The organism is Chondromyces crocatus (genome assembly GCF_001189295.1).
Lineage (GTDB): Bacteria > Myxococcota_A > Polyangia > Polyangiales > Polyangiaceae > Chondromyces > Chondromyces crocatus.
Window position 1 is genome coordinate 8,655,228 of record NZ_CP012159.1, and the last position, 25,939, is coordinate 8,681,166.

Annotated in this window: 16 protein-coding genes; 11 read left to right on the plus strand and 5 right to left on the minus strand. The window is 69.9% G+C overall.

Annotated elements, in window-relative coordinates; translation table 11 throughout:
• Positions 1 to 228: 228 nt before the first annotated feature.
• The 3 genes from CMC5_RS31220 to CMC5_RS31230 all read left to right on the plus strand — a co-directional run bounded on the left by CMC5_RS31220 (position 229) and on the right by CMC5_RS31230 (position 3,605).
• Positions 229 to 825 carry a hypothetical protein gene (locus CMC5_RS31220; RefSeq protein WP_050436235.1) on the plus strand — a complete coding sequence of 199 codons (597 nt, stop codon included), beginning with the start codon at positions 229 to 231 and terminating at the stop codon, positions 823 to 825.
• A 145-nt stretch (positions 826 to 970) separates the two neighbouring features.
• Entirely contained in the window at positions 971 to 2,374 is a 1,404-nt protein-coding gene (locus CMC5_RS31225) for an FAD-dependent oxidoreductase (protein WP_050433815.1), read from the plus strand.
• A 166-nt stretch (positions 2,375 to 2,540) separates the two neighbouring features.
• Positions 2,541 to 3,605 carry a hypothetical protein gene (locus tag CMC5_RS31230; protein ID WP_050433816.1) on the plus strand — a complete coding sequence of 355 codons (1,065 nt, stop codon included), beginning with the start codon at positions 2,541 to 2,543 and terminating at the stop codon, positions 3,603 to 3,605.
• A 48-nt stretch (positions 3,606 to 3,653) separates the two neighbouring features.
• On the opposite strand, the gene CMC5_RS31235 is transcribed toward CMC5_RS31230, so the two are convergent.
• Positions 3,654 to 5,261 carry a phytoene desaturase family protein gene (locus CMC5_RS31235; RefSeq protein WP_050433817.1) on the minus strand — a complete coding sequence of 536 codons (1,608 nt, stop codon included), beginning with the start codon at positions 5,259 to 5,261 and terminating at the stop codon, positions 3,654 to 3,656.
• Positions 5,262 to 5,360: 99 nt separating this feature from the next.
• Here CMC5_RS31235 and CMC5_RS31240 point away from each other — a divergent pair, with 99 nt between their 5' ends.
• From CMC5_RS31240 to CMC5_RS31255, 4 genes are all read left to right on the plus strand, one after another.
• Positions 5,361 to 7,073: a serine/threonine protein kinase gene (locus CMC5_RS31240; RefSeq protein WP_050433818.1), complete on the plus strand. Its 1,713-nt coding sequence runs from the start codon at positions 5,361 to 5,363 to the stop codon at positions 7,071 to 7,073.
• Between the two features lie 131 nt (positions 7,074 to 7,204).
• Positions 7,205 to 12,181, plus strand: a complete 4,977-nt coding sequence (locus tag CMC5_RS31245) for a translocation/assembly module TamB domain-containing protein (RefSeq protein WP_050433819.1) — start codon at positions 7,205 to 7,207, stop codon at positions 12,179 to 12,181.
• Positions 12,182 to 12,292: 111 nt separating this feature from the next.
• On the plus strand, positions 12,293 to 13,015 hold the full coding sequence (locus CMC5_RS31250) for a glutathione S-transferase C-terminal domain-containing protein (protein WP_050433820.1): 723 nt from the start codon (positions 12,293 to 12,295) through the stop codon (positions 13,013 to 13,015).
• A 43-nt stretch (positions 13,016 to 13,058) separates the two neighbouring features.
• A complete protein-coding gene (locus tag CMC5_RS31255; protein WP_050433821.1) occupies positions 13,059 to 14,168 on the plus strand; it encodes an STAS domain-containing protein in 1,110 nt (369 codons plus the stop codon).
• A 127-nt stretch (positions 14,169 to 14,295) separates the two neighbouring features.
• On the opposite strand, the gene CMC5_RS31260 is transcribed toward CMC5_RS31255, so the two are convergent.
• Positions 14,296 to 15,510 carry a CHC2 zinc finger domain-containing protein gene (locus tag CMC5_RS31260; protein ID WP_218920099.1) on the minus strand — a complete coding sequence of 405 codons (1,215 nt, stop codon included), beginning with the start codon at positions 15,508 to 15,510 and terminating at the stop codon, positions 14,296 to 14,298.
• A gap of 869 nt (positions 15,511 to 16,379) precedes the next feature.
• Positions 16,380 to 17,219: a DUF4142 domain-containing protein gene (locus CMC5_RS31270; RefSeq protein WP_169796715.1), complete on the minus strand. Its 840-nt coding sequence runs from the start codon at positions 17,217 to 17,219 to the stop codon at positions 16,380 to 16,382.
• A 305-nt stretch (positions 17,220 to 17,524) separates the two neighbouring features.
• On the opposite strand from CMC5_RS31270, the gene CMC5_RS31275 reads away from it, so the two are divergent.
• Positions 17,525 to 18,985, plus strand: coding sequence for a M20 family metallopeptidase (locus CMC5_RS31275; RefSeq protein ID WP_050433825.1), 1,461 nt, complete (start codon positions 17,525 to 17,527; stop codon positions 18,983 to 18,985).
• 78 nt (positions 18,986 to 19,063) lie between these two features.
• Here CMC5_RS31275 and CMC5_RS45195 read toward each other — a convergent pair whose 3' ends face one another.
• Positions 19,064 to 19,924 (minus strand): hypothetical protein, encoded by an 861-nt coding sequence (locus CMC5_RS45195; protein WP_050433826.1) that lies wholly within the window; start codon positions 19,922 to 19,924, stop codon positions 19,064 to 19,066.
• Positions 19,925 to 20,025: 101 nt separating this feature from the next.
• Here CMC5_RS45195 and CMC5_RS31285 point away from each other — a divergent pair, with 101 nt between their 5' ends.
• From CMC5_RS31285 to selD, 3 genes are all read left to right on the plus strand, one after another.
• Positions 20,026 to 20,877 carry an HAD family hydrolase gene (locus CMC5_RS31285; RefSeq protein ID WP_050433827.1) on the plus strand — a complete coding sequence of 284 codons (852 nt, stop codon included), beginning with the start codon at positions 20,026 to 20,028 and terminating at the stop codon, positions 20,875 to 20,877.
• Positions 20,878 to 21,100: 223 nt separating this feature from the next.
• Positions 21,101 to 23,272 (plus strand): pre-peptidase C-terminal domain-containing protein, encoded by a 2,172-nt coding sequence (locus tag CMC5_RS31290; RefSeq protein WP_050433828.1) that lies wholly within the window; start codon positions 21,101 to 21,103, stop codon positions 23,270 to 23,272.
• A gap of 175 nt (positions 23,273 to 23,447) precedes the next feature.
• Complete coding sequence (gene selD / locus CMC5_RS31295; protein ID WP_050433829.1) at positions 23,448 to 24,509, plus strand: selenide, water dikinase SelD; 1,062 nt, start codon at positions 23,448 to 23,450, stop codon at positions 24,507 to 24,509.
• Between the two features lie 73 nt (positions 24,510 to 24,582).
• Here the strand turns inward: selD and CMC5_RS31300 are convergent, their stop codons facing one another.
• Complete coding sequence (locus CMC5_RS31300; RefSeq protein WP_245677851.1) at positions 24,583 to 25,794, minus strand: PrsW family intramembrane metalloprotease; 1,212 nt, start codon at positions 25,792 to 25,794, stop codon at positions 24,583 to 24,585.
• Positions 25,795 to 25,939: the final 145 nt, after the last annotated feature.

Below are 25,939 nucleotides of genomic sequence, written 5' to 3' on the forward strand. Positions count from 1 at the left end.
GAGCGTTGAGCGCCTGCGCTGGCGTGCCTGGAGAAGCCACCGCAGAGCGTCGATCTCCTGCGCCGGCGCGGCCTGAAAAAGCGGCGACGGTCGATCGGACATTCTACGTCCACAAGGGGGCCTTCCGGACATTTACTGTCCGTCCGACGTCTTCTCGAACGCATTGATTCGGGCTATCAATGAAGGCGCGTGAGGGTCGCATCGCTCGACACCCGGAAGGAGCGCTTCATGGACAAGATCTCGATGACCTATTTCGTGGACTTCGTGCTCAAGGCTGGCACCCCCAAGCTCACGGGCGTGCGTGAAATCAAGGAGCGCAAGGACGAGCTGTTCACGGATTTCTATCGCCAGATCCGCGAAGCGATCATCGACATGCACCGAGGAAACAAGAACGATCGTGTGCTCGACGATTTCCTCGCCGCCCAGACCGACGAGCGGCGCCGGCGAATCTATCCTGGAATCGTCGCTGGCTACCGGAAGCTGCTCGCGAGCGGCAAGGTGACCTGGTTCGATCCGCCGGTCGGAACGTGTCAGCTCGGCGATGTGAGCATCAACGTCAATCCGGAGCTGGGCCTCGTGATCGACGGCAAGCCGCACCTCGTGAAGATGTACTTCCGCGGGGAGTCGCTCTCCGCGAAGCGATTGACCGTGATGCTGAACCTGCTCACGAACGGGATGGATGGCATCGCGGCTCCCGGCACGTCGTTCGCCGTGCTCGACGTGCGCAAGGCGAAGCTGCACGCGCCGAAGGTCCCCAATCCCCGCCTCAACACGCTGCTCCGCGGCGAGGCGGCCTCGTTCGCGACCATCTACGCTTCGCTCTGAGGGGTTCGATTGCGTTGCGTGCGGGGGGGCGGTCGTGCTGCGGGCGGGGATCGAGGAGGCGGCTGGCGTCCCGGTGGATCGGCGCCCCCGACGGGCGGGGGAAGCCCCTTGAGAGGGCCGCGGGGTTCCACCTAGATTCTCGTGGATGTCGGGCGCACGCGCGGTGGTCGTCGGCGGTGGCATGGCGGGGCTCTGTGCAGCCCGAGCGCTCACCGTCGCGTTCGACGAGGTCATCCTGCTGGAACGCGACGCGTACCCGGACGGGGATGCGCCCCGGCCCGGCGTACCCCAGGCCAGGCACGCCCACGCGCTGCTCGAACGGGGGTGGATCGAGCTGGAGCGTTTGTTCCCGGGTTTCCAGGCGAGGCTGCTCGCCGCCGGCGGGCAAGAGGTGGACTCGGGCATGGACCTGGCCACGCTGCGGCCCGCCGGCTGGCAACGGCGCGCTCCCGGGCAGCGGCTGTGGCTGATGTCGCGCGACGGGCTCGAGCGCATCGTCCGGGACTTCGTCCGGCAGAGCCCCGTGATCCTGCGCGAGCGTGTGAGGGCGACGTCGCTGCTCACCTCGCCCTCGTCGCGCGCGGGGGGCCGCGTGCAGGTCACGGGCGTGCGGCTCCGCAGCCGTGAGGGAGGGGCCGCGACGGAGCTCCCGGCCGACCTCGTCGTCGACGCGAGCGGGCGGAACTCGCGCGCGATCACCTGGCTCACGGAGCTGGGGGTGCGGGCGCCCGAGGTGGAGACCGTCGACAGCTTCGCCGGCTACAGCTCACGCTGGTACCGGCGGCCCGCGCCAGCACGCTGGCCGTCGTCCTACTGGTGGAAAGGCGCCTGGGTCGATCCCAGACCCCCCGGGCAACGCCGGGGCGGGGTGCTGTTTCCCATCGAAGGGGACCGCTGGATCGCCACCTTGTACGGCTACTCGCGGGGCTACCCACCGATGGACGAGGTGGGCTTCTTGCAGGCCGCGGCAGAGCTGCGCTCCCCCGTCATCGCCACCTCTCTCGCCCACGCGGAGCCACTCGGGCCGGTGCACGCGCACCGCGGCTTGCTCAACCGATTCCATCATTACGAGCGGATGCCCGACACGGTGGACGGGTTCACCGCAATCGGGGACAGCGTGTGCGTCTTCAACCCCATCTACGGCCAGGGCATGTCGGTCCTGGCGCTCTGCGCCGTCCAGCTCCGTGACGTCGCGTCCCGCCTGGGACCACGGGATCCAGCGCTCGGGCGGACGTTCTTCGCCGAGCAAGCGCGCTTGTTCCAGGCGCCCTGGGAGCTCGCGACGGGCGCCGATTTTCGCTTCCCCGCCACCGAGGGCGCTCGCCCCCGCGGCATCGCGCTGGCCAACGCGTACACCGACGCGCTGTTCGCCGCCGCGCTGCACGACCCCGTGCTCCTCGCCGACGCTGGTCGCGTGTTCTCGCTGATGCAACCGAGCACCACACTGCTCAAACCGTCGAGGATCGCGCGGGTGGTCGCAGGTTCCGTGCTGACGCGCCTCCGTGGCGGACACGCGAGCGTGCGGTATGGAATGCCTCCGCCCGCCTGACCGCGCCGCGGCTCTCCACAGGCGATGTCGTCACGGAAGCGACGGCGACACACGCAAGGCACCATCGCGGTACCTCTGCGTCAGGACATCCTTGGTCCGTAAATGACCTAGCTGACCAGGGAACCCTGTTCTATCGCGAGAGCATCGGATACCCTCACGGATTCCGATGCCTCGTTCTGGCCAGATCACCGCGACTCCGATCCATGTCCCGAGCGTGCTCGTCGTGCTCGACGCAGCGTGGCCCGACCTGTTCGCGCGTTGTCTCGGCGCGGCGGTCCGCAGCGGTGTGCTCCTGCATCGCTGTGAAGTGGCTGCGGCAGCCACCTTCGCGACCGAGCGGCGTCCGCTGGCGATCGTGCTGTCACAGGCGGTCTACGATCTCGATCCCGAGGAGTTCGAGGCGCTCGCGCGGGACGTGCACGCCATCCTGCTCAAGGTCGACGAGGGCATCACCGAGCGAGAGCTCGAGGCCATGTTCCTGGCCATGCTGCGGGACCGAGACCGCGACAAGGATCGCGACAGGGATCGGCGCGACGATGGCGGGCGCTACCGGCTCATTCGCCAGGTCGAGGCGGAGGCGCCGATGCCGCGCGCGAGCCAGCCTCCTCCGGCGCGGAGCTCGGTGGTTCCCCCTCCCCCGTCGCGCACGATGCGGCCGAACGCCGTCATGCCGCCCGCTTCGGTGCGGCCGTCGCAGCTCGCAGGCCCTCACCCGAGCCCGGTGCCGCCCTCCGTGCGCGCACCGCTCCCGCCCAGCTCGAGCCGCACCATCCATCCCTCGCGCGCCGGCTTGCCGCTGGACACACCTCCGCCTTCGGCGCGCTCCCCGCTGTCGCATCGCGTCGCGACGCCGCCCTTCGCGACGCCCACCTATGACGCACCGCCGCCTTCGATCCGCACGGCGACGGAGAACTCCCCTCCCTCGGCGCGCCACCCCGCGCTCGCCGGACGAGGGCACCAGGGCTCGATCACGCCCATCCCTGGCAGCTTGCCGCCGCCGCCTTCGGTGCGCGGAGCTCAGCTCAACCCGAACGCGACGGGCCCTGCCTCGCAGCGGCCTCCGGGCGCCACGGGCCGCTCCTCCACCTCCATGCCGGCCGTGCAGCCCCCGGCACCCCAGCGGACCGAGCCGCGCTCTGGCGTGCGCTACGGGGGTGACGCGCTCGATGCCGTGTTCGAGGAGCAGGAGCTGCCGCACGAGACGGTGGCGCGCGGCGGCCCCGTCACCTGAGAACCCATCACCCGAGGAGCTGACAGGGACACGCAGCAGCGTGTTCGGTCAGCTCCTGAAGTTCTCTCGTGAGCGGGGGCTCTGCAGAGGGGGCACCATCATCCGGACGCCACGTCGCCCGAGCACCCGCAGCACTGCACGCGGCGGGAGCGGCGGAGGGCAGCCTGGATCGCGCCCCTGGTCCACGAGGATCCTGTCGACACACCCGAGGACGCTTTCGGCGATCAGGTCGATCCCGGCGCCTCGCCCCCCTGCCATGTCCCCTGCGAGATAGAGACCTCGGACCGGGGTGTAGACGGTCGGTCGCGCGCGCCCTGCTTGATCGCAGGTCAGCGCAGCACTCACCGGCGCAGGGGGCGTCACCCTCGTCACGCCGCAGAGGCAGGCCGTGAGATCGGGCAGGGTGCGCGCGAGGAGCTGCACCACCGCGGCCTCTAGCCCTGCGTCGTCCAGCGTCGACGACGCCACACCCGACGTCGACGGGGCGCGCGACAGCGACGACGCGGCATCATCGAGCACCATCACCTGCACGTGGAGCACCTCCGCGGGCTGCCCGAGATGCCTCGTCTCCACGCTCGTCTCCACGCTCGTCTCCACGCTCGTCTCCACGCTCGTCTCCACGCTCGCCTCTGCGTTCGTCTCCGCGCTGGAGGTCGACGCCAAGGAGGGTGCTGGGGTGGCCGTACACGTGATGGCGAGACGGACGCCGTCGTCGAGGCAGGAGACGATCACCCGGTCGCCGAGCAGCGGGCGCGTGACGCCGATCTGGAGCGCGCGCATCGCCAGCCCTGGGCGCAGCCCTCGAAGGCGGGTCGCCAGCGCCACCGATCCGACGTCGTCGCCCAGGAGGGCCAGCGTTCCCGCGGTCCCCAGCGCGCTCACCACCACACGCGCGGGCAGAAAGGTGCTGTCCGAGAGCGTCACGCCACGCGCACGACCGTTCTCCACCACCACCCGGGCCGGGCGCTGTCCCGAGCGACACGTCACGCCATGCGCCGTGGCGAGGCGCAGGCAGGTCTGGTGGAGCGCTGGGAGGTCGGGAGAGAGCGAGGGGCCGCCTGCCTCGAGGGCGTCACGGAGCGCCGCGATCGCCTCGCTTGCGGACAGCGTGGTGGCCGGTGTGCCGAACGCGAGACCGAGGAGGCTCTCGAGGAGGGAGCGGGCCGGCTCGGGCAGCCCCAGCGTGTCGAGGAGCGCCGTCAGAGGCTGCGAAGACCAGGGCGCGCGCTGCGCGTCGGAGGCCGAGAGGGCGTGGCCGAGGAGGTGCGCGAGCCGGAGCGAGGCCTGGGCTCCGAGAGCGAGGCCGAGCCCGCCCAGGAAGCGCGCGCGCTTGCCCTGCTCCAGGGACAACGAAACATCACGCCGACCGTGATCCCTCATGCGGTGCGGTGGCGAGGAGAAGGTCAGGGTCAGGGGCACTGGGCGGAAGCGCAGGGCGCCCTCGGCACCGGCACGGCGGAGCAGCTCGGAGAGCGCGCGGTGCGCTCCGAGACACAGGGAGCCAGGCGCCGGCGCGCTCACGCGTGGCGCGTCGTCCTCGGAAAACTCCGGTGGCTCGGGTTGCACGAGGGTCGTGGGGATGCCCTCCGCGGCGAGCAACGAGGCGACGGAAGCCCCCGCAAATCCCTCGCCGAGCACCACCGCGCCGTCGTCCACGCGCGCGGACCTTAGCAGAGACGGGCCAAAGGGAGCGTCCGGACGTTGACCCTCGGGAGCTGCCCCACCTAGAGTAGCTGTCGCCTCTGGCTCGCCCCCATGAAGACTTGCCCGCAGTGTAACCAGCGTTATCCCGCGGATTCCTCCTTCTGCTTCATCGATGGTGCAGCGCTGACCGTGGAGAAAGATCCCCGCGTCGGCACCACGATCGCAGGCCGCTACGTCGTCGAGGAAGCCCTGGGCATCGGCGGCATGGCGACGGTGTACCGAGCTCACCACAAGCTCATCGACCGGCCCTGTGCCGTCAAGATCCTGAGCCTCCAGCTCGCGCAGGACGCGACCGCCCGCGAGCGCTTCCGTCGCGAGGCGCGCCACGCGCAGCGCATCGCTCACCCGAACATCATCGAGGTCTTCGACCAGGGTGAGACGGATGACGGGGCGCCCTTCCTGGTGATGGAGCTGCTCGTGGGCGAGCCGCTGGCCAACGTGGTGGCGCGCACCCGGATCCCGCTCTCGAAGGCGCTGCCGATCTGGGTCCAGATGGCACGCGCGCTCGCTCGGGCCCACGATTTCGAGGTGATTCACCGGGATCTCAAGCCCGAGAACGTGTTCGTGCTCGCGGACGAGCGCGTCAAGCTGCTCGACTTCGGGATCGCCCGGTGTGCGCAGGATGCGCGGCTCACCAACCTGGGCGACATCTTCGGGACGCCGCAGTACATGGCGCCCGAGCGGGCCACCTCGATCGACTCGGGCCCCGCGGCGGATCTCTATGCGTTCGGGGTGATCATGTTCGAGATGCTCACCCAGGATCTCCCCTTCGACGCGCCCGATCCGGCGACGTGGCTGACGAAGCACGCCACGACGCCCCCGCCGCGCTTGCGGACGCTCATGCCGGAGGCGCCCGAGGCCCTCGATCGGCTCGTCGACGCCTTGATGGCCAAGAGCCCCGCGGCCCGGCCGGCCGACGCGCACCGCGTGCTCGCCGAGATCAAGGAGATCGCCGACGCGCTGGGCGTCCCCTTGCCGCCGGAGCCCGAGGGATCCTGGCCGCCCGAGGTGATCTCGGCACCGCCGAGCATGGGCCACGACCCGTGGCGCAACCGCATCGCCCTGTTCGAGCGCATGCTCGCGCGGTGCGCGCCGGCGGCGGATCCGCCTCCGGAGACCTTGCGGATCCTGGAGGCGCTCCGGGTGAGCGCACGCGAGCGGCACGAGTTTCGGCGGCGCGGGCTCGACGCGCAGGGGCAGCTCGAAGAGGTGGAGCGAGAAGGCCGGGTGGGTCGGCTCCAGATCGGGCGCGCGATGGATGCGCTCACCGTCGACGCCTCGCTGACCCGAGAAGAGGCTCGCGCCCTGCGGGCGAAGGTCGCCCCGGCCACGAACGAGGTCCAGACGTACCTCCCCCGGGTCATGGCGGCCCACAAGGACGTCCTCCACTGGGAAGGACGCACCGGCTTCATCGAGCCTTACCTGGAACTCTCCGCGAGCTACCGGCACCTCGCCGGGATCATCGACGACTGGTTCGCGGCACGACAGCGTGAGCAAGAGATGCAGTCGGAGGCGATCAACCGTGAACGGGAGGTCGCCGAGGTCGACGCGCAGATCAAGGCACTCCGGAACCGCCTCGAGGAGCTGGACCGTGAGATGAACGAGCGCCGGCGCACGTCTCATGCAACCATTGCGGAGATGGGTCGACGGTCCGACCAGATCGAGGTCGAGATGCTCCATTTGGCCAGCCGCTTTTGTGCTCCGCTTCGCGTTCGGCCGGAGCTCGCGCCCCTGTTCGTGGAACTGGAGCAGCTCTCGGACTGATGGCGGACTCGGGTTCCACCCGGTCCGGCAGGGAATCCCCTGAAGACGCCGAGCGTCGGAAGTGTGCATCCCCCGCCCGGCACGAGCCGGCACAAAGCAAGCTTCGGGAGAGCTCGATGGTTTCGACCCCGATGCACACCCGTGTCCCGAGACCGAGCCGCCTCCGCCGGGCGCTGGCGAAAATCGGGGCCGGGCTGGGCCTCGGCGTCGTGTTCGTGAGCGGCGTTGCAGGTAGCGCGCTGCTCCACCTGAACACCCCGGTGACACGGCGGGTCGGCCAGACCGTCACCAATGATCTCCTCGCGTCCCTCTTCCAGGGCCGCATCGTGGTCGGCGACATCGAGGCCCTCGGCCTTCAGGGGCTGCGCGTCCGGAACCTGGTCATCCACGAGCCGCGCGGTGGGCAGGTCGTGGACGCCAGTGGCGTCGCGGCGAGCGTCGATGTGCTGCGGATCGTGCAGAGCGCGCTCTTCGGGACCGGTGACCTGGAGGTCGCCGTGCAGTCGATCCGCGTCGATCACGTGGATGTTCTCGTCGAAGCGTCGCCCGATGGCGGGGTGACGCTGGGCCAGGCCTTCGAGGCGAAGCCGTCCGGGAAGCCGGACACCGAGCCTCCGCAACCGAGCCGGCCGACGCGCGTCGAGCTGCCGAACATCGAGGTGGGGCACATCTGGGCGCACGGGCCCATCGCGCCAGGGCAGCTGCTCGACAGCGAGGTGACGGACATGCACGCCGGGGTCCTGGTGACGTCGGACGGGGTGAGCCTCGACCTCGATCGCACGCACCTCGTCGAGCGGACGCTGCTGCCAGGGAACCTCCCGGGCTCCCGGGCGAGCCTCGCGGTGGACGTGGCGGCTCATGTCTGGCTCGGGGACACGGTGGCGCTCTCGGCCGCGGTGGCGGGCCGCGTCGGTGCGCTGGAGCTCTCGCTCGAAGGCGCCATGGACGACGACCGCGTGAGCGGCACGGTGAACGTGCCCCACGTGACGCCTGAGGAGCTGTCGTCGCTGGTTCCCGATCATCCACTCACGCAGCCGGTGAGCCTGGAGGTGCAGGTCGGTGGGGGGTTGAACGAACTCATCGACGGTGTGCTGCAGGTGAACACCTGGCCCGAGGACGCGCTGGGCGCGCAGGTCGACGTGGATGCGCAGGTGGATCTCGGGGCGAGCACGGCAGAGGCCGAGGTGGGGATCGAGGCGTTCGACCTCCAGCTCGTCGGGGCCGACCTGCCGCAGACCCAGCTCGACGCCCACGCCAAGGTCCGCGCCGGGTTCTCCGATCTGTGGGCGATCCTGGACGTTCGCACCGAGCCCACGACGCTGAGCGCGCAGCCCATCCCGGCCGCGGATCTGCACGCGGTCTACGCGCACGAGGAGATCAACGGCACCCTCACCGCGCACGAGCCGGGCATGCCGGTGGAGGGGCGGTTCACCGTCCTGCCGCAGAACGTGGTGAGCTTTCTGGTGGAGACCGAGGCGCCTTCGCTCGCCGCCGTGCCGCGCCTGGGCGGGCTGGTGCAAGGGCGCGCGAAGATCCGGGTCGAGGGGACGGCGAGCGGCGAGTCGGTGGATGTCCGGTTGCGGGGCAACCTGGGTGGGATCGGGGCGGCCGGGGCGGTGTCGCTGGGTGGGGCCACCGTCGAAGGGCGCCTCAGCGGTCCGTTCGACAAGCTGCAGGTCGACGCGCGCGTCGCTGGGCGCGGCCTCCAGGCGGGCGGGATGGCGTTCGATACGGTGCGGGTCGAGGCGCGTGGAGGGCTGATGACGCCCACGGTCAGCGCGCGGGTGACGAGCGGGGACGACGCCATCGCCGCCCGCGCGAACCTGTCGGCGACCGAGATGAGCGCGCGCCGGGTGGAGCTGTCGGTGCGCCGTGGGGGCGAGGAGTTCCACGGGAAGATCGCCCGCGTCGGCCAGACGCCGACGGGGCTGCAGGTGGAGAACATCCACATCGAGGGGGATGAGATCGGGTCGCTGAAAGGTGGCCTCGCGCTGCGTGGGAACGACATCATCGGCGGGCTGCGCGCGGAGAACCTCGACCTCGGGCGGATCAGCCAGATGGTCGGCGTGCCGGTCAAGGTGGGCGGGCTGGCGAACCTCGATCTGGCCCTCGATCGCGACGCGGCGGGGAAGCCCGCCGGGAAGCTGAACCTCGAGCTGGAGAACGGCGCGTTCGCGTCGGTGAGCGGGGTGAGCGCCCACTTCACGGCGACGATCGCGGACGAGGAGCTCCTCGCCGACGGCCTGCTGCGGCTGATCGGGGACGAGATGGTGCCAGCGCGGGAGCGGCCTCCGGTGGGCACCACGAAGCCGGCACCAGGGGCTCTCGGCTCGCCGGACGAGCTTCACTGTGGCGGCTCCATCGCCGGGATCCGCATCTCCCGCGGGCGAGGCAAGGTGACGGGCTCGCTGCTCGAAGCGCGCACCTGGGAGGGCCTCACCGGCTCGGTGGAGATCGCCACGGACCGGACCGATCTCGGCTGCGTCGCCGAGGCGTTCCCGCTCGTCCAGGCGTGGGTCAGCGACGTGCGCGGGAAGCTGCATGCCCACGCGGCCATCGCGCGCGCAGCGGGAGAGCGCTTCCCGACCCTCTCGAAGCTGGTGGTGAACACGACGGGCCTCCAGGTGGCCGGGCCGCGGGGGTTCTTCGAGGACGAGGAGCAAGCCCCCTGGGCGTCGCGTTTCATCAACGGCCAGGTCGAGGTTTCGCTCGACGGCAAGACCGGCCGCGCCCAGACCGGCGTGATCATCCACGACGGGGACACCCTCCTCGATGTCGGCGTGCGCGCCGATCTCGACCTGGCAGCGCTCCTCGACCGCCCCGAGGACCGCTGGGCCACGCTGGAGAAGACGCCCTTCTGGGCGCGGGTGCAGCTCCCTCGCCGGCGCCTCGGCACGTTCCGCCGCAGGCTCCCGACGCCCTTCAACGAGAGCGTGCCCGCGATGACGGGCGAGATCCAGGTCGACGCGCTGGCCAAGGGGACGCTGCTCACGCCCTCGCTCACGGTGCGCGCCCAGGGCTATCAGGTTTCCTACGGATCGCGGCGCGTCGCGGGCTCGGAGCGCTTCGCGTTCCCGCTCGATCTCGACCTGCTCACGACGTACCAGACCGAGCAGCTCGCCCTCGACGCCCACATCGCCAAGGGGAAGGCGCGCATCGCCACCCTCCACGGCAGCGCCAGCGTGCCGCTCGCGCTGATCCTGGGCGACGAGGCGGCGAAGGCAGGCGGCGCCGGCAAGGCCGCGCCCCGCATCACGGGTGGGCTCCTCGCCCGGATCACGAAGGCGCCGATGAGCGAGCTGCCGCTGCTCGGCGACATGGGCATCGGCGGAGAGCTGAATGGCGAGATCACCCTGACCGGGCTGGGAGAGAACCCTGCCGTCAACGTGCAGCTCGACGTGCCGGATCTCCGCATCGGGGAGGATCTCGCGTTCGACCGCACCTCCGTCTCGTTCAAGATCCAGCCCCAGGGGGCTGCCCAGCAAGACGGGCCGCCACCTGGCAAGTCGCTCCCCGAGAAGCCGACGCCCGCGGACCTGACGCGGAGCGCCACCGACGGGGTGGCCGACAAAGCGGTCGCGCGCGTCGAGCTGGTCACGAAGGACGGCGGCCAGTTCTACCTCGACGGCTACGCCGGCGTGCGCTGGGAAGACAAGCTGATCCCGGGCCTCGACACCACGCGCCCGTCCGACGTCGTGGTGCGCGCCCAGCGGTTCCGGCTCGCCGCGGCGCAGCCGGCGGTCGCCGGGGTGCTCAGCCGGATCGACGGGTATCTCGATGGCGATCTCCACCTCGGCAAGGCCCTGACCGACGGGGTCGAGCTGGACAAGCTGGAGGCGAACATGGAGGTCACCCAGGGCGTGATCCATGTGCCCGCGCTGGGGCAAGAGCTGCAAGATCTGAAGCTCCGCATCACGGCCAAGGACGGGAAGCTCTCGGTCAGCGATCTCTCCACGAACGCGATGACGGGTCGGATCACGGGGGGTGGCGAGGTTCGCCTGGATGGGCTGAAGCTGCTCGGGGCGAAGGGCGGGATCCGGATCGACAAGGGGGAGGAGATCCCGCTGACGATCGAGGGGGTGCCGCTGGGCTCGGTCCGCGCCGAGGTCGAGGTGACCGCGGAGCAGAAGCAGAAGGAGCTCGTGGTGCAGGTGAGCGTTCCGACGTTCAACCTGCACCTGCCGTCGATCGCGCCTCGCTCGGTGCAGGGGCTGGATGCGAACCCCGACGTGAGCTTGTCGCACCAGCTCGGTCCCGAGGAGGAAGAGGAGAGCAGCAGCGGCGGCTCGCGGACGGTGCTCCAGGTGCAGCTCGGCAAGATCACCGTCGATGGGTCGGGGCTCGATCTGGCGCTGACGTCGCCGAAGAACGCGCTGCCCACGGTGGTGCTCGACGGCGAGACGAAGGTGTCGGGCGACATCGTGATGACGCAGGGATCGTTCGAGGGCTTCGGCAAGCGGCTGGAGGTCGAGCGCGCCCTGGTCCGGCTGCGGCCAGAGGACACGGGGAACCCGTACGTGAACGCGGTCGCGTACTGGGACGCGCCCGACGGGACGCGGGTGTTCATCGAGTACAGTGGCGATCTGCTGCCGATCACGGACGACAAGCTGCGGATCCGGTCGGAGCCACCGCTGTCCGAGTCGGAGATCCTCTCGAAGCTGCTCTTCGGGTCCGGCGCGGACACGAGCAGCTCCAGCAGCACCGAGAGCGGGGGCGCGGGTGGCGTCGCGGCCGACGTGGGCGGCTCCATCGCGTCGTCGCAGGTGAACGCGATCATCCAGGGCCTGACGCCGCTGCGCGGGCTCTCGACCAACTTCGGGACCAACGCGCAGGGTGGCCTCAAGACCAGCGTCGCGTACGAGCTGGATCGGAACCTGACCGCCTCGGCGAGCTTCGAGGAGGCGTCCAGGAAGAGCGGCGCGGGCGCAGGGACGAGCACGACGTCCGCGGGCGCGCCAGGAGGCTCGGCCAACCAGCGCTCCAGCCGCACGGAGCTGAGCGTCGACTGGCGCTTCAAGCGAAACTGGACTCTGCGCGGGATCGTCGGCGTCGGTGGGACACAGCCCAGCTCGGGCATCCTCGATGTCCTCTGGCAGTATCGCTACTGAGCAAGGCCGGACACCTCACGGAGGCGAGCGCGATCTCGACGACACCTCGGCGCATTCGCACGCGCGGTTCCGTTGCGCCGGGCCCTTTGCATCGCGCATCATGCAGGATCGATGATCCGCCTTTTCCAGCCGCCTGGTGCATGGGGACTGCCGAACCTCAGCCCTGCATGCATGAAACTCGAGACCTGGCTGCGGCTCGCGGGGATTCCCTACGAGCTCGCGCCCCACGACTTCAGCGTCGCCCCGAAGGGGAAGATCCCGTACGTCACCGAGGATGACGGGGCTCCGCTCGGGGACTCGACGTTCATCATCGAGCACCTGGTGAAGACGCGAGGCCACGATCCGGACGCTGGGCTCTCGCGCGAGCAGCGCGCCATCGGGCTGGCCTTCCGGCGCATGCTCAAGGAGAACCTCTACTGGGTGCTGATCCAGATGCGCTTCCGTGACGCGCACAACTGGAGCTTGTACCGCCCGGTGCTCGGGGGGATGCAGGTGGGGAAGCCCGTGGAGGTGCAGCTCGCCATCGCGGACGCGATCCACAAGGGGATCTGCGAGCAGATCGCGGGGCAAGGGATGGCGCGGCACAGCGCCGAGGAGATCGACCGCATCGGGATCGGGGATCTGAGCGCCGTCTCCGACGTGCTGGGCGACAAGCCGTTCTTCTTCGGGGAGCAGCCCACCAGCACGGACGCGACGATCTACGGCTACGTCGCCAACATCATCGAGGTGCCGCTCGTGAGCGCCGTCCTCGATCACGGGCGCGCGCTGCCGAACCTGGTCAGCTACTGTGACCGCATGCGCGCTCGCTACTTCCCGGATCTGCCGCGCGCCTGACCGGTCTTGCGCCTCAGGAGGGCGCGGCCACGAGAACGAACGGATGACGAAGTCGCTGGCATCGTGCGCAGCTGGACTGGAGCTGCTCGCCATCCCCGCCTGGGTGCTCGAGCCGGAGCAGATCCGCATGATCTGGGTGAACGAGCCTGCGGCGCAGCTCTGGGGGGCGGTGGATCGGGCAGCGCTGCTGGCCCGCGATTTCTCGGACATCTCTCCGTCGATGCGGGCGCGGGTGGCGCGTCAGGCCACCGAGGCGCGTGCGGGGCGGAGCCTCATCGAGCAGACGACGTTCTACCCCCTCGGATCGCCCGTCACCGTCACGACGCACACGTCGGGGCTCTGGCTCGAGGATGGGGCATTCGGGATGCTCGTCCAGGTCGTCGAGCAGAACCGCGCTCCCGATGCGGATCTGGTCCGGGGCATCGAGGCGCTCCGGCACACCGACACGCCGGTGGCGATGGTGACCTTCGAGGGCGAGCTGCTGATGCGGAACCCGGCGGCGCTGCGCGCCTTCGGCGATGCGCCGTTCCGCGCGTGGTTCGCGGAGGGGGCGGACGGGGAGGAGGCGCTCTCGCTGCTCCAGGAGGCGAAGGCGCTGGGGAGTCTCACCACGGAGCGGCGCGCGCGTACGACGTCGGGGGAGCGGATTCACCGCGTCGACATCCACGTGGTCCGGGATCCGCTGAGCGGGGAGTCCGTGGCGCTGGTGCAGCAGCTCGACGAGACGGCTCGCACCGTGGCCGAGGAGGCAGCCGCCGAGGAGGCGCGCACCGTGGCGCGTCAGCGAGAGGAGATCCTGGCGCTCTCCGTGCCCATCCTCGACGTCGGCGAGGGCAAGCTGGCGTTGCCGTTGATCGGCGTCCTCGACGAGGAGCGCGCGGCGCTGCTCGTGGAGCGGCTCTTGCCCGCGATCGTGGCGCGACGGACGTCGTCGGTGCTGCTCGATCTCACCGGGGTGGAGCAGGTCGATGAGGGGTTCGCGGGGCGCTTGCTCCAGATCACGCGCACGGTCCGGCTCCTCGGTGCGCGGGTGGCGTTGACCGGGATCCGGGCTGATGCCGCGCAAGCCATCTCGGCGAGCGGGGAGGATCTGGGCGGCGTGCTCACGCACCGGAACCTGCGTGACGCGCTGGAGGCGCAGCGCCGCAGGTAGTGGGCATACACGCTGTCGGCGCACGCGCTGGAGGCGCACGCGCTGGAGGCGCACGCGCTGGAGGCGCACGCGCTGGAGGCGCACGAGCTATCGGCGCACGAGGGCTCGGCGCACGAGGGCTCGAGGGTCAGATGCGCTCGGCGCGCAGCGTGTCGGCCCAGTCTTTTCCGATGCGGGGTTTCCAGCGCTCCAGGTGGGCGACGCCGGCCAGCACGAGGTCGTGGGCGATGCCGCCGACGGCGAGGTGGCCGGCGCGATCGGCGTCGAGGCCGAGGATCGCGCGTGGGCCGGCGTGGCGGGCCCAGGCGGTGTCCCAGCGCTGTGCGCCGGGGAGGCCCACCACGGTGGCGTCGATGCCGTCGCGCGAGAGCAGCCACCGGAGGGCCAGGACGTCGGCGGCGCCTTCGACGATGGCGAAGGTGGTGTCGGTGCGGACCTTGTCCAGGCCGTAGAGTTCGCGGGCGGGGCGGCCGGCGGGGAAGACGTATTTCTTGTCGGTGATGGTGTCGACGCGGCGGCGCTGCAAGGTCTGGACGGCGCCGTCGGCGGCACGCCAGGGGATGATCAGGCGGTGCTCGGGGTGGGCGAACACGAGGGCGCTGCCGCGCTTCCAGAGCAGGCCGGAGCGCTCCATGACGTCACGGCCGAAGACGCTGACGAGCATCTCGATCCACGCGGCCTGGGCCTTGCCGGAGGCGGGCAGGGCTGCCCAGCCCTCGGCGCGGGCGAGGTCGAGGAGCTTGCGCTGGGCGAGGTAGAGGGCGACGTCCTTCGAGAGGGGGCCTTCGTCGATGCGGCCGATGTGCAGGAGGACGCTGGCGATGGCGGCGAAGGTGGGGTCGTCGAGGGCCTCCGGTGGGGGCGCGAGCGAGAGAGAAGCGCTGGGCTTCGTTGCAGGGCGCGCGCCGACCTTGGCGAGCGCAGGGCCGCGCCGGCCAACGAAGGGGATGGTGGTGGGCGCGCCGAAGCGGAGGTGCGCGGGGTCGAGTCCGGCGATGCGGGCGGCCTCCGAGAGGACGTCGCGGAAGTCGCGGCGCACGTCGAGGCGATGGGCGACGGCGACGAGGGAGAGGGCATCGCCAGAGGCGCCACAAGCGTGGCAGTGCACGGCGATGGTCCCGTCCTGCGCGACGCGGACCGAGCACGAGGGGGTCTTCTCGTCGTGCCAGGGGCAGAGGATCATCAGGCCGCTGCGCTGGCGTCGGGCGCCGCGGTCGAGGCCGAGGCGGTGACACAGGGCGCGCGGGTCATCGAGGGCGCGCCGCACCTCGACCGAGGTGAGCCCGGGCGCCATGCGGGGCTTCGTGAAGGCCGCGGCGAGCGTCAGGGCGGGGGCGCGCAAGGCGGCATGCATGCAGGTGGAAGGATCGCAGGGTTCCTCGGGGTGGGCGAAGAAAGCGGCGCGGCGCGATCACGGAATGGCGGCGTTTCGGCGGGTTTCAGGGCGATCAGGGGGTGCGCACGGGGGGATGAGGGGGCGCGCTGGGGGAGAGAGAGTGCGCTGAGGGTCGAGCCGTTCGCCCTGGGTGGAATCGGGGGCTGGAGCTGAGAATGGACGTGACATGGAGCGGAATCGGTCCATGGGGCGCCTGGAGGGCGTCCATGTACCCCCCTACAGGGGAACGAGCGTCCGTCCATCAGCAGGCCACAGCAGGGCATCTATGCAGGGGGCGACGTCATCTGCCCGCGGAGGGACGCCATCTGCCCGCGGAGGGACGTCTTCGGTGCGCAGGGCGATGTCATCGGCTCGCGGGGCCACGTCATCAGCGCACGAGCCAACGTCATCAGCTCGCGGGGCCACGTCATCAGCGCACGAGCCAACGTCATCGGCTCGCGGGGCAACGTCATCAGCGCACGAGCCAACGTCATCGGCTCGCGGGGCCACGTCATCAGCGCACGAGCCAACGTCATCGACTCGCGGGCCCACGTCATCGACTCGCGGGCCTACGTCATCGGCGCACGAGCCAACGTCATGGGCTCGCGGGGCCACGTCACCTGCGCACGAGTCAGGCGCACCGGCGCATGCGCCACGGTCAGCGTGGGTGTAGCGGGTGCAGGTGAAGATGATGGCTGCGCTCAGGGGCGCGACAGCCTCTCGCGCGCTGGGCACGACGCGCTGTGGTGCTCTCGGGAATGTGTGAAGCCGTGCGCTGAGCCGCCCCCCCGCCAGCCCAGCACCCGACTTCTCGCGACCCTGCGTTGCTCAATGCGTCACGGCTCGGTCTTGCGCGCGTCGTCACGGGTGACGGGGCGGGCGCCGTCTTCACCGCCGCGGGCGCCTTGGCGGGGGCCCGTCTGCATGGAGCCTCCGCCTGGCTGTGCGGCGCGAGCGGCAGGGTCGGGTTTCGCGGCGCCAGGGACCTGACCGGGGGTTCCGCCGTGCGCGCCGGGGATGGTGGTGGTCACTTGCCCGGGGAGGCCGGGCGGGGCGCCGCCGCATGCTTCAGGGGTGATGCGGATGGCGGATTCGCGGTGCGCTTGCGCGCGCGCCATCACGTCGGAGAAGAAGTAGTCGAGGTCGGGGTCGCGGGAGACGCGCTGTCCTTGCTCGCCGATGTGCTCGAGCAGGATGTGGTCCGTGGGCTGGGAAGCCATGAAGGCGGCGTCGAAGGAGACGCCCTCCATGCCCTGGAGCATGGACAGGGTCTGCTTGCCGGCCTCGGTCTGCGCGCGGACCTGCGCGTCGGAGAGGGACATGCCCTGCACGTCGAGCTTCTTGTCTTTCGCCAGCTCGCCGATCTTGTCGAGCTGTCGCTTGTGGTCGTCGATGAGGGCCTGCGCGAACTTGCGGACCTCCTCGGTCGTGCCTTTTTCGAGGGCGAGCTTGGCCTTCTCGACCTCGGTTTGTGCCAGGGCCTGGGTCGCGGCGAGGAGCCGGGCCGTGGCGAGGGGCTCGGAGTCCATGGTCGCGCCGTCGACCATGACGCCACCTTTCTGGCCCTGGCCTGGGGCCACGGCCGAGGGCCTCTCCGCTGCCACCACGTCTCCTCGGTTGCCAGGATCGCAACCGGCCATCAGTGCCAGGGCAGCCAGCATCCAGACTCGTCGCATGAGAACTCCTCCTGGTGGAGGTCCACTAGCGATGAGCGTGCCGGACGAGATGAGCATCAGGCGCGCATCCGGACAGGGCCGGGTTTCCTGGAAACGCGTCGCGTCATTTGCTCGAGTTGCCGGGAAATACGGGGTCGTATGGGGTGAAAAGGGGGGGAGTCGCGCGGGACGCGAGGGAACGAGGGGGGCGCGCGAAATTGATGCACACCTGCGAGGAGGGTCGCGGGCGGTGGATCCGCTGCGCGATCCGGCGAAGCCCTGTACAGTCCGCCCACCGAAAACCCCATTCTGGGAGGACCCCGAGCATGTCCACAAAGCTCAATGTCGAAGGCGCTCATGCCTCTGCTGATCGTGCCTGGGAGCAAGAGATCGTCCCGGCGCTGACCGAGTACATTCGCATTCCGAACAAGTCGCCGGCGTTCGATCCGGAATGGCGCGAGCACGGGCACATGGATCGTGCGGTCGCGCTGATCGCGGACTGGTGCCAGAAGCAGCCGATTGCGGGGCTCACGCTCGAGGTCGTGCGCCTCGAGGGGCGTACGCCGGTGATCTACATGGAGATCCCTGCGCGCGGGCCCGGGGGGCAGGTGGTGGAGGGGGGCGCGGATCGGTCGGCCGATACGGTGCTGCTCTACGGGCACCTGGACAAGCAGCCGGAGATGGTCGGGTGGCGAGAGCCCCTCGGGCCCTGGGAGCCGGTGCGCGAGGGCGACAAGCTCTATGGGCGCGGTGGGGCGGACGATGGGTATGCGGCGTTCGCATCGCTGCTGGCGCTGCGGCTCTGCGCGGAGCAGGGGCTGCCGCACGCGCGGTGCGTGGTGCTGATCGAGGCGTGCGAGGAGAGCGGGAGCCCGGATCTGCCGGCGTACGTGGATGCGCTGGCCGAGAGGATCGGGAAACCGAGCTTGATCGTGTGCCTGGACTCGGGCTGCGGGAACTATGAGCAGCTCTGGACGACGACGTCGCTGCGGGGGCTGATCCAGGGGACGCTGGAGGTGCGGATTCTGCGGGAGGGGGTCCACTCGGGGTCGGCGAGTGGGCTGGCGCCGTCGAGCTTCCGGATTCTGCGGCAGCTTCTGTCGCGCATCGAGGATGAGGGCACGGGGCAGGTGCAGGTGGATGCGCTGCACGTGGAGATTCCGCCGGCGCGCATCGAGCAGGCGCGGGCCGCGGCGGAGGTGCTGGGGGACCACGTGTTCGATGAGCTGCCGTTCGTGGAGGGGGCGAGGCCGACGACGGACGATCGGCAGGAGCTGCTGCTGCGTCGGACGTGGCGGCCGGCGCTGTCGGTGACCGGGGCCGATGGGTTGCCGCCGGTGGCGAACGCGGGGAACGTGCTGCGGCCGTTCACGAAGGCGAAGCTGTCGATGCGGATCCCGCCGCGGATCGTGCCGACGAGGGCGGCGGCTGCGCTGAAGGAGACGCTGGAGAAGGATGCGCCCTACGGGGCCGAGGTGACGTTCAAGGTGTCGGAGCCGTCGGCCGGGTGGGATGCGCCAGCGCTCGCGCCGTGGCTGGGTGAGGCGATGAAGGTGGCGTCGGAGGCGTTCTTCGGGAAGCCGGCAATGGCGATGGGCGAAGGGGGGACGATCCCGTTCATGGCGATGCTGGGAGAGAAGTTCCCGGAGGCGCAGTTCCTGATCACGGGGGTGCTCGGGCCGCAGTCGAATGCGCACGGGCCGAACGAGTTTCTGCACCTGGCGTACGGGAAGAAGCTGACTTGCTGCGTGGCCAGCGTGCTGGCCGATCACGCGACCCGGAAGTAGAGCGCGCCGACCGCGCAGGCTGCGATCAGGGCCCTCGTCGCGCGCAAGCTGCGACCTGGGCCCTCGTCGCGCGGAGGGTCAGGGGTTGTTGTAATAGATGAACCGGTCGGTGCCCTCGGTGACGGTCACGACGACGATGGTGTCGGCTTTGGTCGCGGCGTCGACCTGGTCGTAGGCCTCGATGATGCGGTCGGCGTGGTCAGGGGTCTGGGCGATGACGGAGAGGATCTGCTTCTGCCAGGCGTCGGCGGGGGAGACGTTGGTCGAGCTGGCGAGGACGTCCTGGAGCTTGCCACGGAGGAGTGGGAGGGCCTGGGCGAGGGGGTAAGCGGTGCCCTCCGGGTAACTCAGGGCGCGGACGACGCTCACGCCGACCTTCTCGCCGTCGATCTCGACGAGGATGTCGGTCTTCTTGCCCTGCACCGTGTAGTCGATCTCGGTCTCGGTCTTGAGGAGGGTGGCGCCTTCGCAGCGGTGCAGGAGTTCGAAGGCGAAGATCTCCGAGTAGATGGAGCTGCCGCCGAGGTTGCCGTCGAGGAAGATTTCCTGGCCGCCGGGGCTCAAGAGGGCGCTGTCGAAGTCGGGGCTGCCGGTGAGGTCGATCTGGGACTGGAAGAGGAATGGCTTGGGGGAGAGGACCTCGAGGAGGTCGATCTCGCCGCAGGAGCCGGAGATGATGCCGTACTCGGCTGGGGCGCTGCCGCCGGCGCCAGCTTCGCCGCCGGTGCCGCCGGTGCCGCCGGTGCCGACGCCTTCGCCGCCGACGCCTGCGCCGCCTGCGCCACCAGCGCCACCCGCACCGCCTGCGCCGCCGGTCGAGGTGCTGGTGGTGATGCCTCCTCCGGTGCCGGAGGTTGCGTCGACGCCGGGTGCGTCCGTGGAGCTACAGCCGAAGAGGAGGCCGAGGAGGATCGCTGCGGAAGCGAGGCGCGGGCGCATGGAGCGACGGTACACGGGTTTGGGGCTCAGGCCCATGGAGGGGTTGCCCGAGGGGCGGTGGTGCTGTGCGCAGGGAGCTTTCGGGTGTAGCGGGAGGGGGTATGCCCATCCAGTGCGTCATTCTCGACCTCGACGGTACGTTCACCGATGTCTCGCGGGAGGCTGCGGCCTTCTCGGAGGCTTATCCGAAGCTGCTCGCGGATCTGCTGGGTCGCGAGCTGGGGAGTGGCTGGGACGATTGTCTGGAGGAGACGCGGCGGCGTGCTTCGGAGCTGGGATGGGAGCACGGGGGGCACGTGGTGGCGCCGGCGGATGCGGATCCGTACATCCTCGCGACGTGTGCGGCGCAGATTCTGCTCGATCGGGTCGGGGTGCTCACGGGGGATGCGCTGCTGCGGGCGGAGGTGCTGACGGCGGTGTACCGGCGGGCGTATCAGCATACGGGTGCGTCGTTCCGGCCCGATGCGAAGGAGGTGCTGGAGGCGCTGCTCGCACGGGACTGGCCGGTGTACGTGGTCACGAACGCGGCGACGGATGCGGCGACGGCGAAGCTCGAGCAGCTGGGGCCGCGTGGGCTGGAGCGTCTGCGGATCCGGGGGGACGCGCGGAAGTTTCATGTGGCGCCGCCGTCGCGGGGTGATGCGCGGTTCGATGCGCTGCCGCAGAAGCAGCAGGTGTCGGGGCTGTCACGGCCGGTGTTTCTGGGTCGGGGGCGTTACTTCGATGCGCTGTCGGCGATCTGGGAGGAGACGGGGACGGGGCCGGAAGGCACGATCGTGTGCGGGGACATCTGGGAGCTGGATCTGGCGATGCCTGCGGCGCTCGGGGCACAGGTGCATCTGGTGGAGCGTGAACGGGTTTACGATTACGAGATCGATGAGGTGCGGGCGCTGGGAGCGCGGGGTGGGTCGAGCCGTGATCTGAGAGGCTTCCTGGCGCGGCTCGGAGGGTGAGCGAGGCAGGGCGCGATGCGCGCTTGTGGACCGGTGCGTACAGTGCGCGTCGAAAGAGGTAACGGGGCCTGCCGGGGCGGAAAAATGAGGGCGCTCGTGGGCGTGGAGAGCCTGCGAGATGGTTGCAGCCGCGTCCATCCTGGGCGATAGGGGCCAGGATCACTGCAGCGACACCAGGTGGTGCGCTCACATAGGGAGCTTCCTGATGGGAAAGAGAACTCGAATGGCTTGGACGGGCTGGGCGTCCATCGCTGCACTCGCATTCGTGGTGGGCTGCGGCGGTGAAGGGCCTGCGGGGCCTGCGGGACCGGCGGGCGAGCCGGGGCCTGCTGGGCCGGCGGGACCGGGCGGCAACGGGACGGACGGGGAGAGCGTCAGCGCCGTCAGCCCGAACACGGTGTACCTGGATCGGACGACGCAGGTCACGATCAGCGGTTATGGTACGCGGTGGAGCAACGCGCCGGAGCTCGACTTCGGCCCTGGCATCCAGGTCGTTCAGGGTTCCACCATCGTCGCGAGCCCCACGGCGATCGTGACGACGATCCGGATCTTGCCGGATGCCGACATCTTCGTGCCGCGTGATGTGACCGTGACCGAGGGCGGCACCACGGTGACGTACGCCGAGGCGTTCACGGTGATCCCGCCGATCAGCGAGGAGCTGCGTTATGGCGGCACCGTCGCGCAGGGTTCGATCTTCTTCGCGCTCGGCGAGATCATCGATCGGAACACGCCCCTCAATCCGCTGGACGACCTCACCGTCCGGCTCGGCGAGACCGGCAGCCAGTACGCACTCAGCGCCGACGAGGTGACGACGTATTCGTTCTCCTCGCTGGTGTTCATCGACGTGACCGCGCCGGCTGGTCCTTCGGACATCATCATCAGCAACGGCTTCCAGGAAGATCCGAACAACCCGCCGACGATCTCTCGCTTCCCGGGCGCCTTCCCGGTGGCAGCGCGAAACGCGACGGCCCTCACGATCGGGACCCCCGCGACGGCGTCGGTCTCGCAGCCCCTGCAGACGCACCTCTTCAGCATCCAGACGTCGACCGACGTGGATACGGTGGTGAGCGTCACGGCAAACAATGCCGACGCGCTGCCCTCGCTGCTCATGCTGCCCGAGAGCGGCCGGTTCGCCGATGTCGAGGAGCTGCTGCTCTACACGCAGGTGACGCTCCCCGCGACGGCGACGCCCGAGACCTACTACTTCATCTACTGGGACAACAACGCGGAGACTGGCTACAACTTCACCGTCACGGCCAGCGAGCCGCAAGATCCGGTCAGCGCTTGCATGAATGCCCAGGTGGTGACGCTGCCCGCGAACATCACGGGGCAGTCGCTCGCCGACCAGAATGATCAGGACTGGTTCGCCGTCGAGGTTCCCGCCGACGCCGTGGGTGGCACGCTGACCCTCGCGACGTCGCCAGGGGATCCGCAGACGGACACGGTGATCCAAGTCTATCTCGACGACTGCACCACCGTCTTCGACGAGTCCGAAGATCTCGACTACCACGAGACCCTCACCACGATGTCGCTCCCCTCGGCGGGGACCTACTACGTGCGGGTCTTCAACTCGGACTTCGGGTTCTCGGGCTCGGGCTACAACCTGTCCATCACCCTGAATCCGCCGGCTCCCGGCGATGCCAACGAGCCGAACGACACCTGCGCCACGGCGACCAATGCCGGCGCGCTGCCGGTGTCGCAGCAGAACCTGACGCTGCCCACCTCGGCCGATCAGGACTGGTTCGCCATCGACGTGCCGGCGAGCGCCATCGGGCAGCGGCTCTTCGCGAAGACGTCGCCAGGTGATGCCAACACGGACACGGTCATCCAGTTCTTCCGCGACGATTGCACCACGTCGTTCGGTGAGAGCCAGGACATCGACTACCACGATCATGTCACGAGCGCTCTGATCGCCGATGCAGGCACCTACTACGTGAAGGTGTCCAACTCGACGTTCGGGCACGCGGGCGCGGCCTACGATCTCGACGTCTCCGTCGTCGCTCCCAGGCCGACCGAGACCGAGCCGAACAACACCTCCGCCCAGGCGAACGTGTTCGCTTCGACGCTCCCGGACATCGCTGCGGAGATCTCGCCGGCGCTCGACGAGGACTGGTACGCGATCGATGTCCAGACCGGTGAGACGCTCGTTCTGCTGGTCGACGACAGCGAGACGCGGAGCTGCGCGGCAGGTCAGATCGACTCGCGCCTGTTCCTGTATCGGCCCGACCTCACCAGCATGGGAAGCACGGACAACATCGATACGCAGGGCGGCAACCTGTGCTCCTACGCGAAGCTCACGATGACCGCATCGGGGACGTACTACGTGCGGATCACCGCCGGGCAGGCGAATCCGAACGCGACGTTCGACTACACGCTGTTCGCGTACATCCTCTGAGATCGAGCCCGGGTGGCTGCGGGTCCATGCGGCCAGCAGCCACCTGAGGCGGGCGCTCTCGCCTTCCCCCCGTCACAGTCCATCCGTCGAGCCTCGCGGGCTTCTGTTCGGTGTGCCTCGAGCACGCGATGACAGGCGCTCGTCCGCCGCCTAACGTGCTGGCAGAGGAGGCGTCATGTCGATCCCGAGGCTCACGTCGCTGGTGCAGGGGGGTGGCTGCGCACGCAAGCTGCCGGCCGAGAGTCTGGTCCAGGTGTTGCGGGGGATTCCGAGCTTCGCTCATCCGTGGACCGATGCGAGGCCAGGGCCGTTCGATGATGCGGCGGTGGTGCAGCCGGAGGGGGCGGCACGGTCGATGGTGCTGACGATCGACATCGTGACGCCGATCGTGGACGATCCGAGGGTGTTCGGCGCAATCGCGGCAACGAATGCGATGAGCGATGTGTGGGCGATGGGGGGGCGGCCAGAGGTGGCGCTGGCGTTCGCGGGGGTGCCCACGGACAAGCTGCCGCTGGAGGTGCTGCGGGAGATGATGGTGGGGCTGCAGGAGGCGTGCGCACGGGCGCGGTGCGGGATCGTCGGAGGTCACACGCTGGCGGACGCGGAGCCGAAGTGCGGGCTGGCGGTGGTGGGGAGCGTGGATCCGGCACAGGTGTGGTCGCACCGGAGCGCGCAGGCAGGGGATGCGCTGATCCTGACGAAGGCGCTGGGGACGGGGATCGTGTCGCAGGCGATCCGGGCAGAGCGGGCGGATGAGGGGCTGGTGGCGCGGGCGACGGCGCAGATGTTGATGCTGAACGAGGGGGCGTGCGAGGTGGGGCTGTCCGTGGGGGCGCATTCGTGCACGGATGTGACGGGGTTCGGGCTGCTGGGGCATCTGCGGAACGTGGTGGAGGCGTCGGGGCTCGGGGCGACGATCCACGCGGGGGAGGTGCCGCTGCTGGAGGGGGTGCTGGCGCTCGCGGAGGAGGGGCTGGTCCCCGGGGGGTCGAAGCGGAACCTGGCGTACGCGAGCGAGGTGACGGGGTTCGAGGAAGGGGTGGGTGGGGCGGTGCGGGCGCTGCTCGCGGATGCGCAGACGTCAGGGGGGCTGTTGCTGTGCGTGCCCGAGGCGCGGGCGGAGGAGGCGGTGCGGCAGTTGCGCGGGGTGGGCTGTGAGCGGGCGGCGTGGATCGGGCGGCTGACGGCAGGCGATGCGGCGGGAGAGGGGGGGAAGCGGATCGAGGTGCGGCGCTGAGGGGGTCGCGGTCGGGAGGGCGTTCAGGGTGCGCTCCGCGGAGGAGCGCGCTGCGGGCAGGGAGCGCGGTGGTTCAGCGGGGGGCGCGGGCCATCATCGCGGTGCGGTGAAGTTTGATCTCGTCACGGAGGGGGACGATGAAGTCGGCGCTGATGGTCCGTTTCTGGCCCTTCATGGCGCGTGCGGTGTGCCACTTGCTCAGGCCGAGTCGGGCGCCGGCGCGGATGAAGCTGCGACCCGCAGCGCCACGCCAGCCGAAGGTGCAGCGCAAGCGTCCGATCGGGGAGCAGACGAGGTCGATCTCTTCCTGGCTGAGGTGGCCGAGGAGGACTTCGTCTCTCAAGTTGTCGCGGATCACGCGGCCTTTGCGGACGACGAGGGCGATGATGATCACGAAGAAGGCAGAGACGAAGAGGAGCCAGAGGAGGACCCAGGGGATGAGGACGCTGCCCATGGCGCCCTCCAACGCGGTGGGGAGGAAGTTCCACATGGCGTGCAGGATGACGCCGACCATGTAGCCGCCGAGGGGCGCGAGGGTGCGCACGGAGGCGCGGCTGGACTCGCGGGCGAGGCCGAAGCCGATGCCGGTCATCGCCGTGAAGAGGGGGTGGAGCCAGGGGGTGAAGACGCCGCGGATCAGGAAGACGCCGGTGAGCGCGTCCGATCCACCCCGCATGGCAGCGTTCGAGTAGTAGAGGACGTTCTCCACGGCCGCGAAGCCGAGGGCGGCGAAGGTGGCGTAGATGATGCCATCGACGATGCCGTCGAACTCGCGGCGCATGAAATAGAAGAAGCCGAGGACGGCGAGGCCCTTCCAGAACTCTTCGGCGAAGGGGGCGCTGACGGATGCGCTGACCAGCTCTCCCACCCTCGGGCCGCCGAGCTCCGTGAAGAGCGATTTGACCTCGGTGTTGATGAGGATGGAGAAGCCGGTCGCTGCAACGGCGCCCCAGAGGAACGCCATGAGCAAGCACCACCAAGGCTCGGGATCGAAGCGATCGAGGATGGAGGGGATGAAGAGGTAGATGACGAGGGGGGGAAAGGCGAAGAGGGCGCCGATGAACATGGCGCCGGCGAGCTGTCCGTCGGTCACGATGATGCCGCGGACGGCGTAGAAGAGGTTGAGGATGAGGCCGATGACCATGCCGGCGATCCACAGGGAGAGCCCGAGCCGTCGGCGCTTTTGCTCTTCGTCGTACGCCGAGGAGGCGGCACGCGGTGGGTGGCCGTGGGCTCTGCGTGGGTCGCCGTGGGGTCGCGCGGCCAGCATGTGCTGCGGGTGCATGGCGCCGTGCTGTGCGTGAGGGGCGTGGCCGTGGGGGTAGTGGCCGCCGCCAGGGGCGCCGTGCGGGTGGCCATGGGGGTGGGGTGGGCCGCCAGGGGCGCCGTGCGGTCCCCAGGTTGCGTGGGGCGGACCGTGCTGCTGCGCG

Coding starts and splice junctions, on each gene's coding strand:
- CMC5_RS31285 (WP_050433827.1), top strand. CDS start 20,026: ATGCCCATCCAGTGCGTCATTCTCGACCTCGACGGTACGTTCACCGAT.
- CMC5_RS31230 (WP_050433816.1), top strand. CDS start 2,541: ATGCCTCGTTCTGGCCAGATCACCGCGACTCCGATCCATGTCCCGAGC.
- CMC5_RS31240 (WP_050433818.1), top strand. CDS start 5,361: ATGAAGACTTGCCCGCAGTGTAACCAGCGTTATCCCGCGGATTCCTCC.
- CMC5_RS31225 (WP_050433815.1), top strand. CDS start 971: ATGTCGGGCGCACGCGCGGTGGTCGTCGGCGGTGGCATGGCGGGGCTC.
- CMC5_RS31250 (WP_050433820.1), top strand. CDS start 12,293: ATGATCCGCCTTTTCCAGCCGCCTGGTGCATGGGGACTGCCGAACCTC.
- CMC5_RS31275 (WP_050433825.1), top strand. CDS start 17,525: ATGTCCACAAAGCTCAATGTCGAAGGCGCTCATGCCTCTGCTGATCGT.
- CMC5_RS31290 (WP_050433828.1), top strand. CDS start 21,101: ATGGCTTGGACGGGCTGGGCGTCCATCGCTGCACTCGCATTCGTGGTG.
- CMC5_RS31245 (WP_050433819.1), top strand. CDS start 7,205: ATGCACACCCGTGTCCCGAGACCGAGCCGCCTCCGCCGGGCGCTGGCG.
- selD (WP_050433829.1), top strand. CDS start 23,448: ATGTCGATCCCGAGGCTCACGTCGCTGGTGCAGGGGGGTGGCTGCGCA.
- CMC5_RS31270 (WP_169796715.1), bottom strand. CDS start 17,219: ATGCGACGAGTCTGGATGCTGGCTGCCCTGGCACTGATGGCCGGTTGC.
- CMC5_RS31300 (WP_245677851.1), bottom strand. CDS start 25,794: ATGCACCCGCAGCACATGCTGGCCGCGCGACCCCACGGCGACCCACGC.
- CMC5_RS31255 (WP_050433821.1), top strand. CDS start 13,059: ATGACGAAGTCGCTGGCATCGTGCGCAGCTGGACTGGAGCTGCTCGCC.
- CMC5_RS31220 (WP_050436235.1), top strand. CDS start 229: ATGGACAAGATCTCGATGACCTATTTCGTGGACTTCGTGCTCAAGGCT.
- CMC5_RS45195 (WP_050433826.1), bottom strand. CDS start 19,924: ATGCGCCCGCGCCTCGCTTCCGCAGCGATCCTCCTCGGCCTCCTCTTC.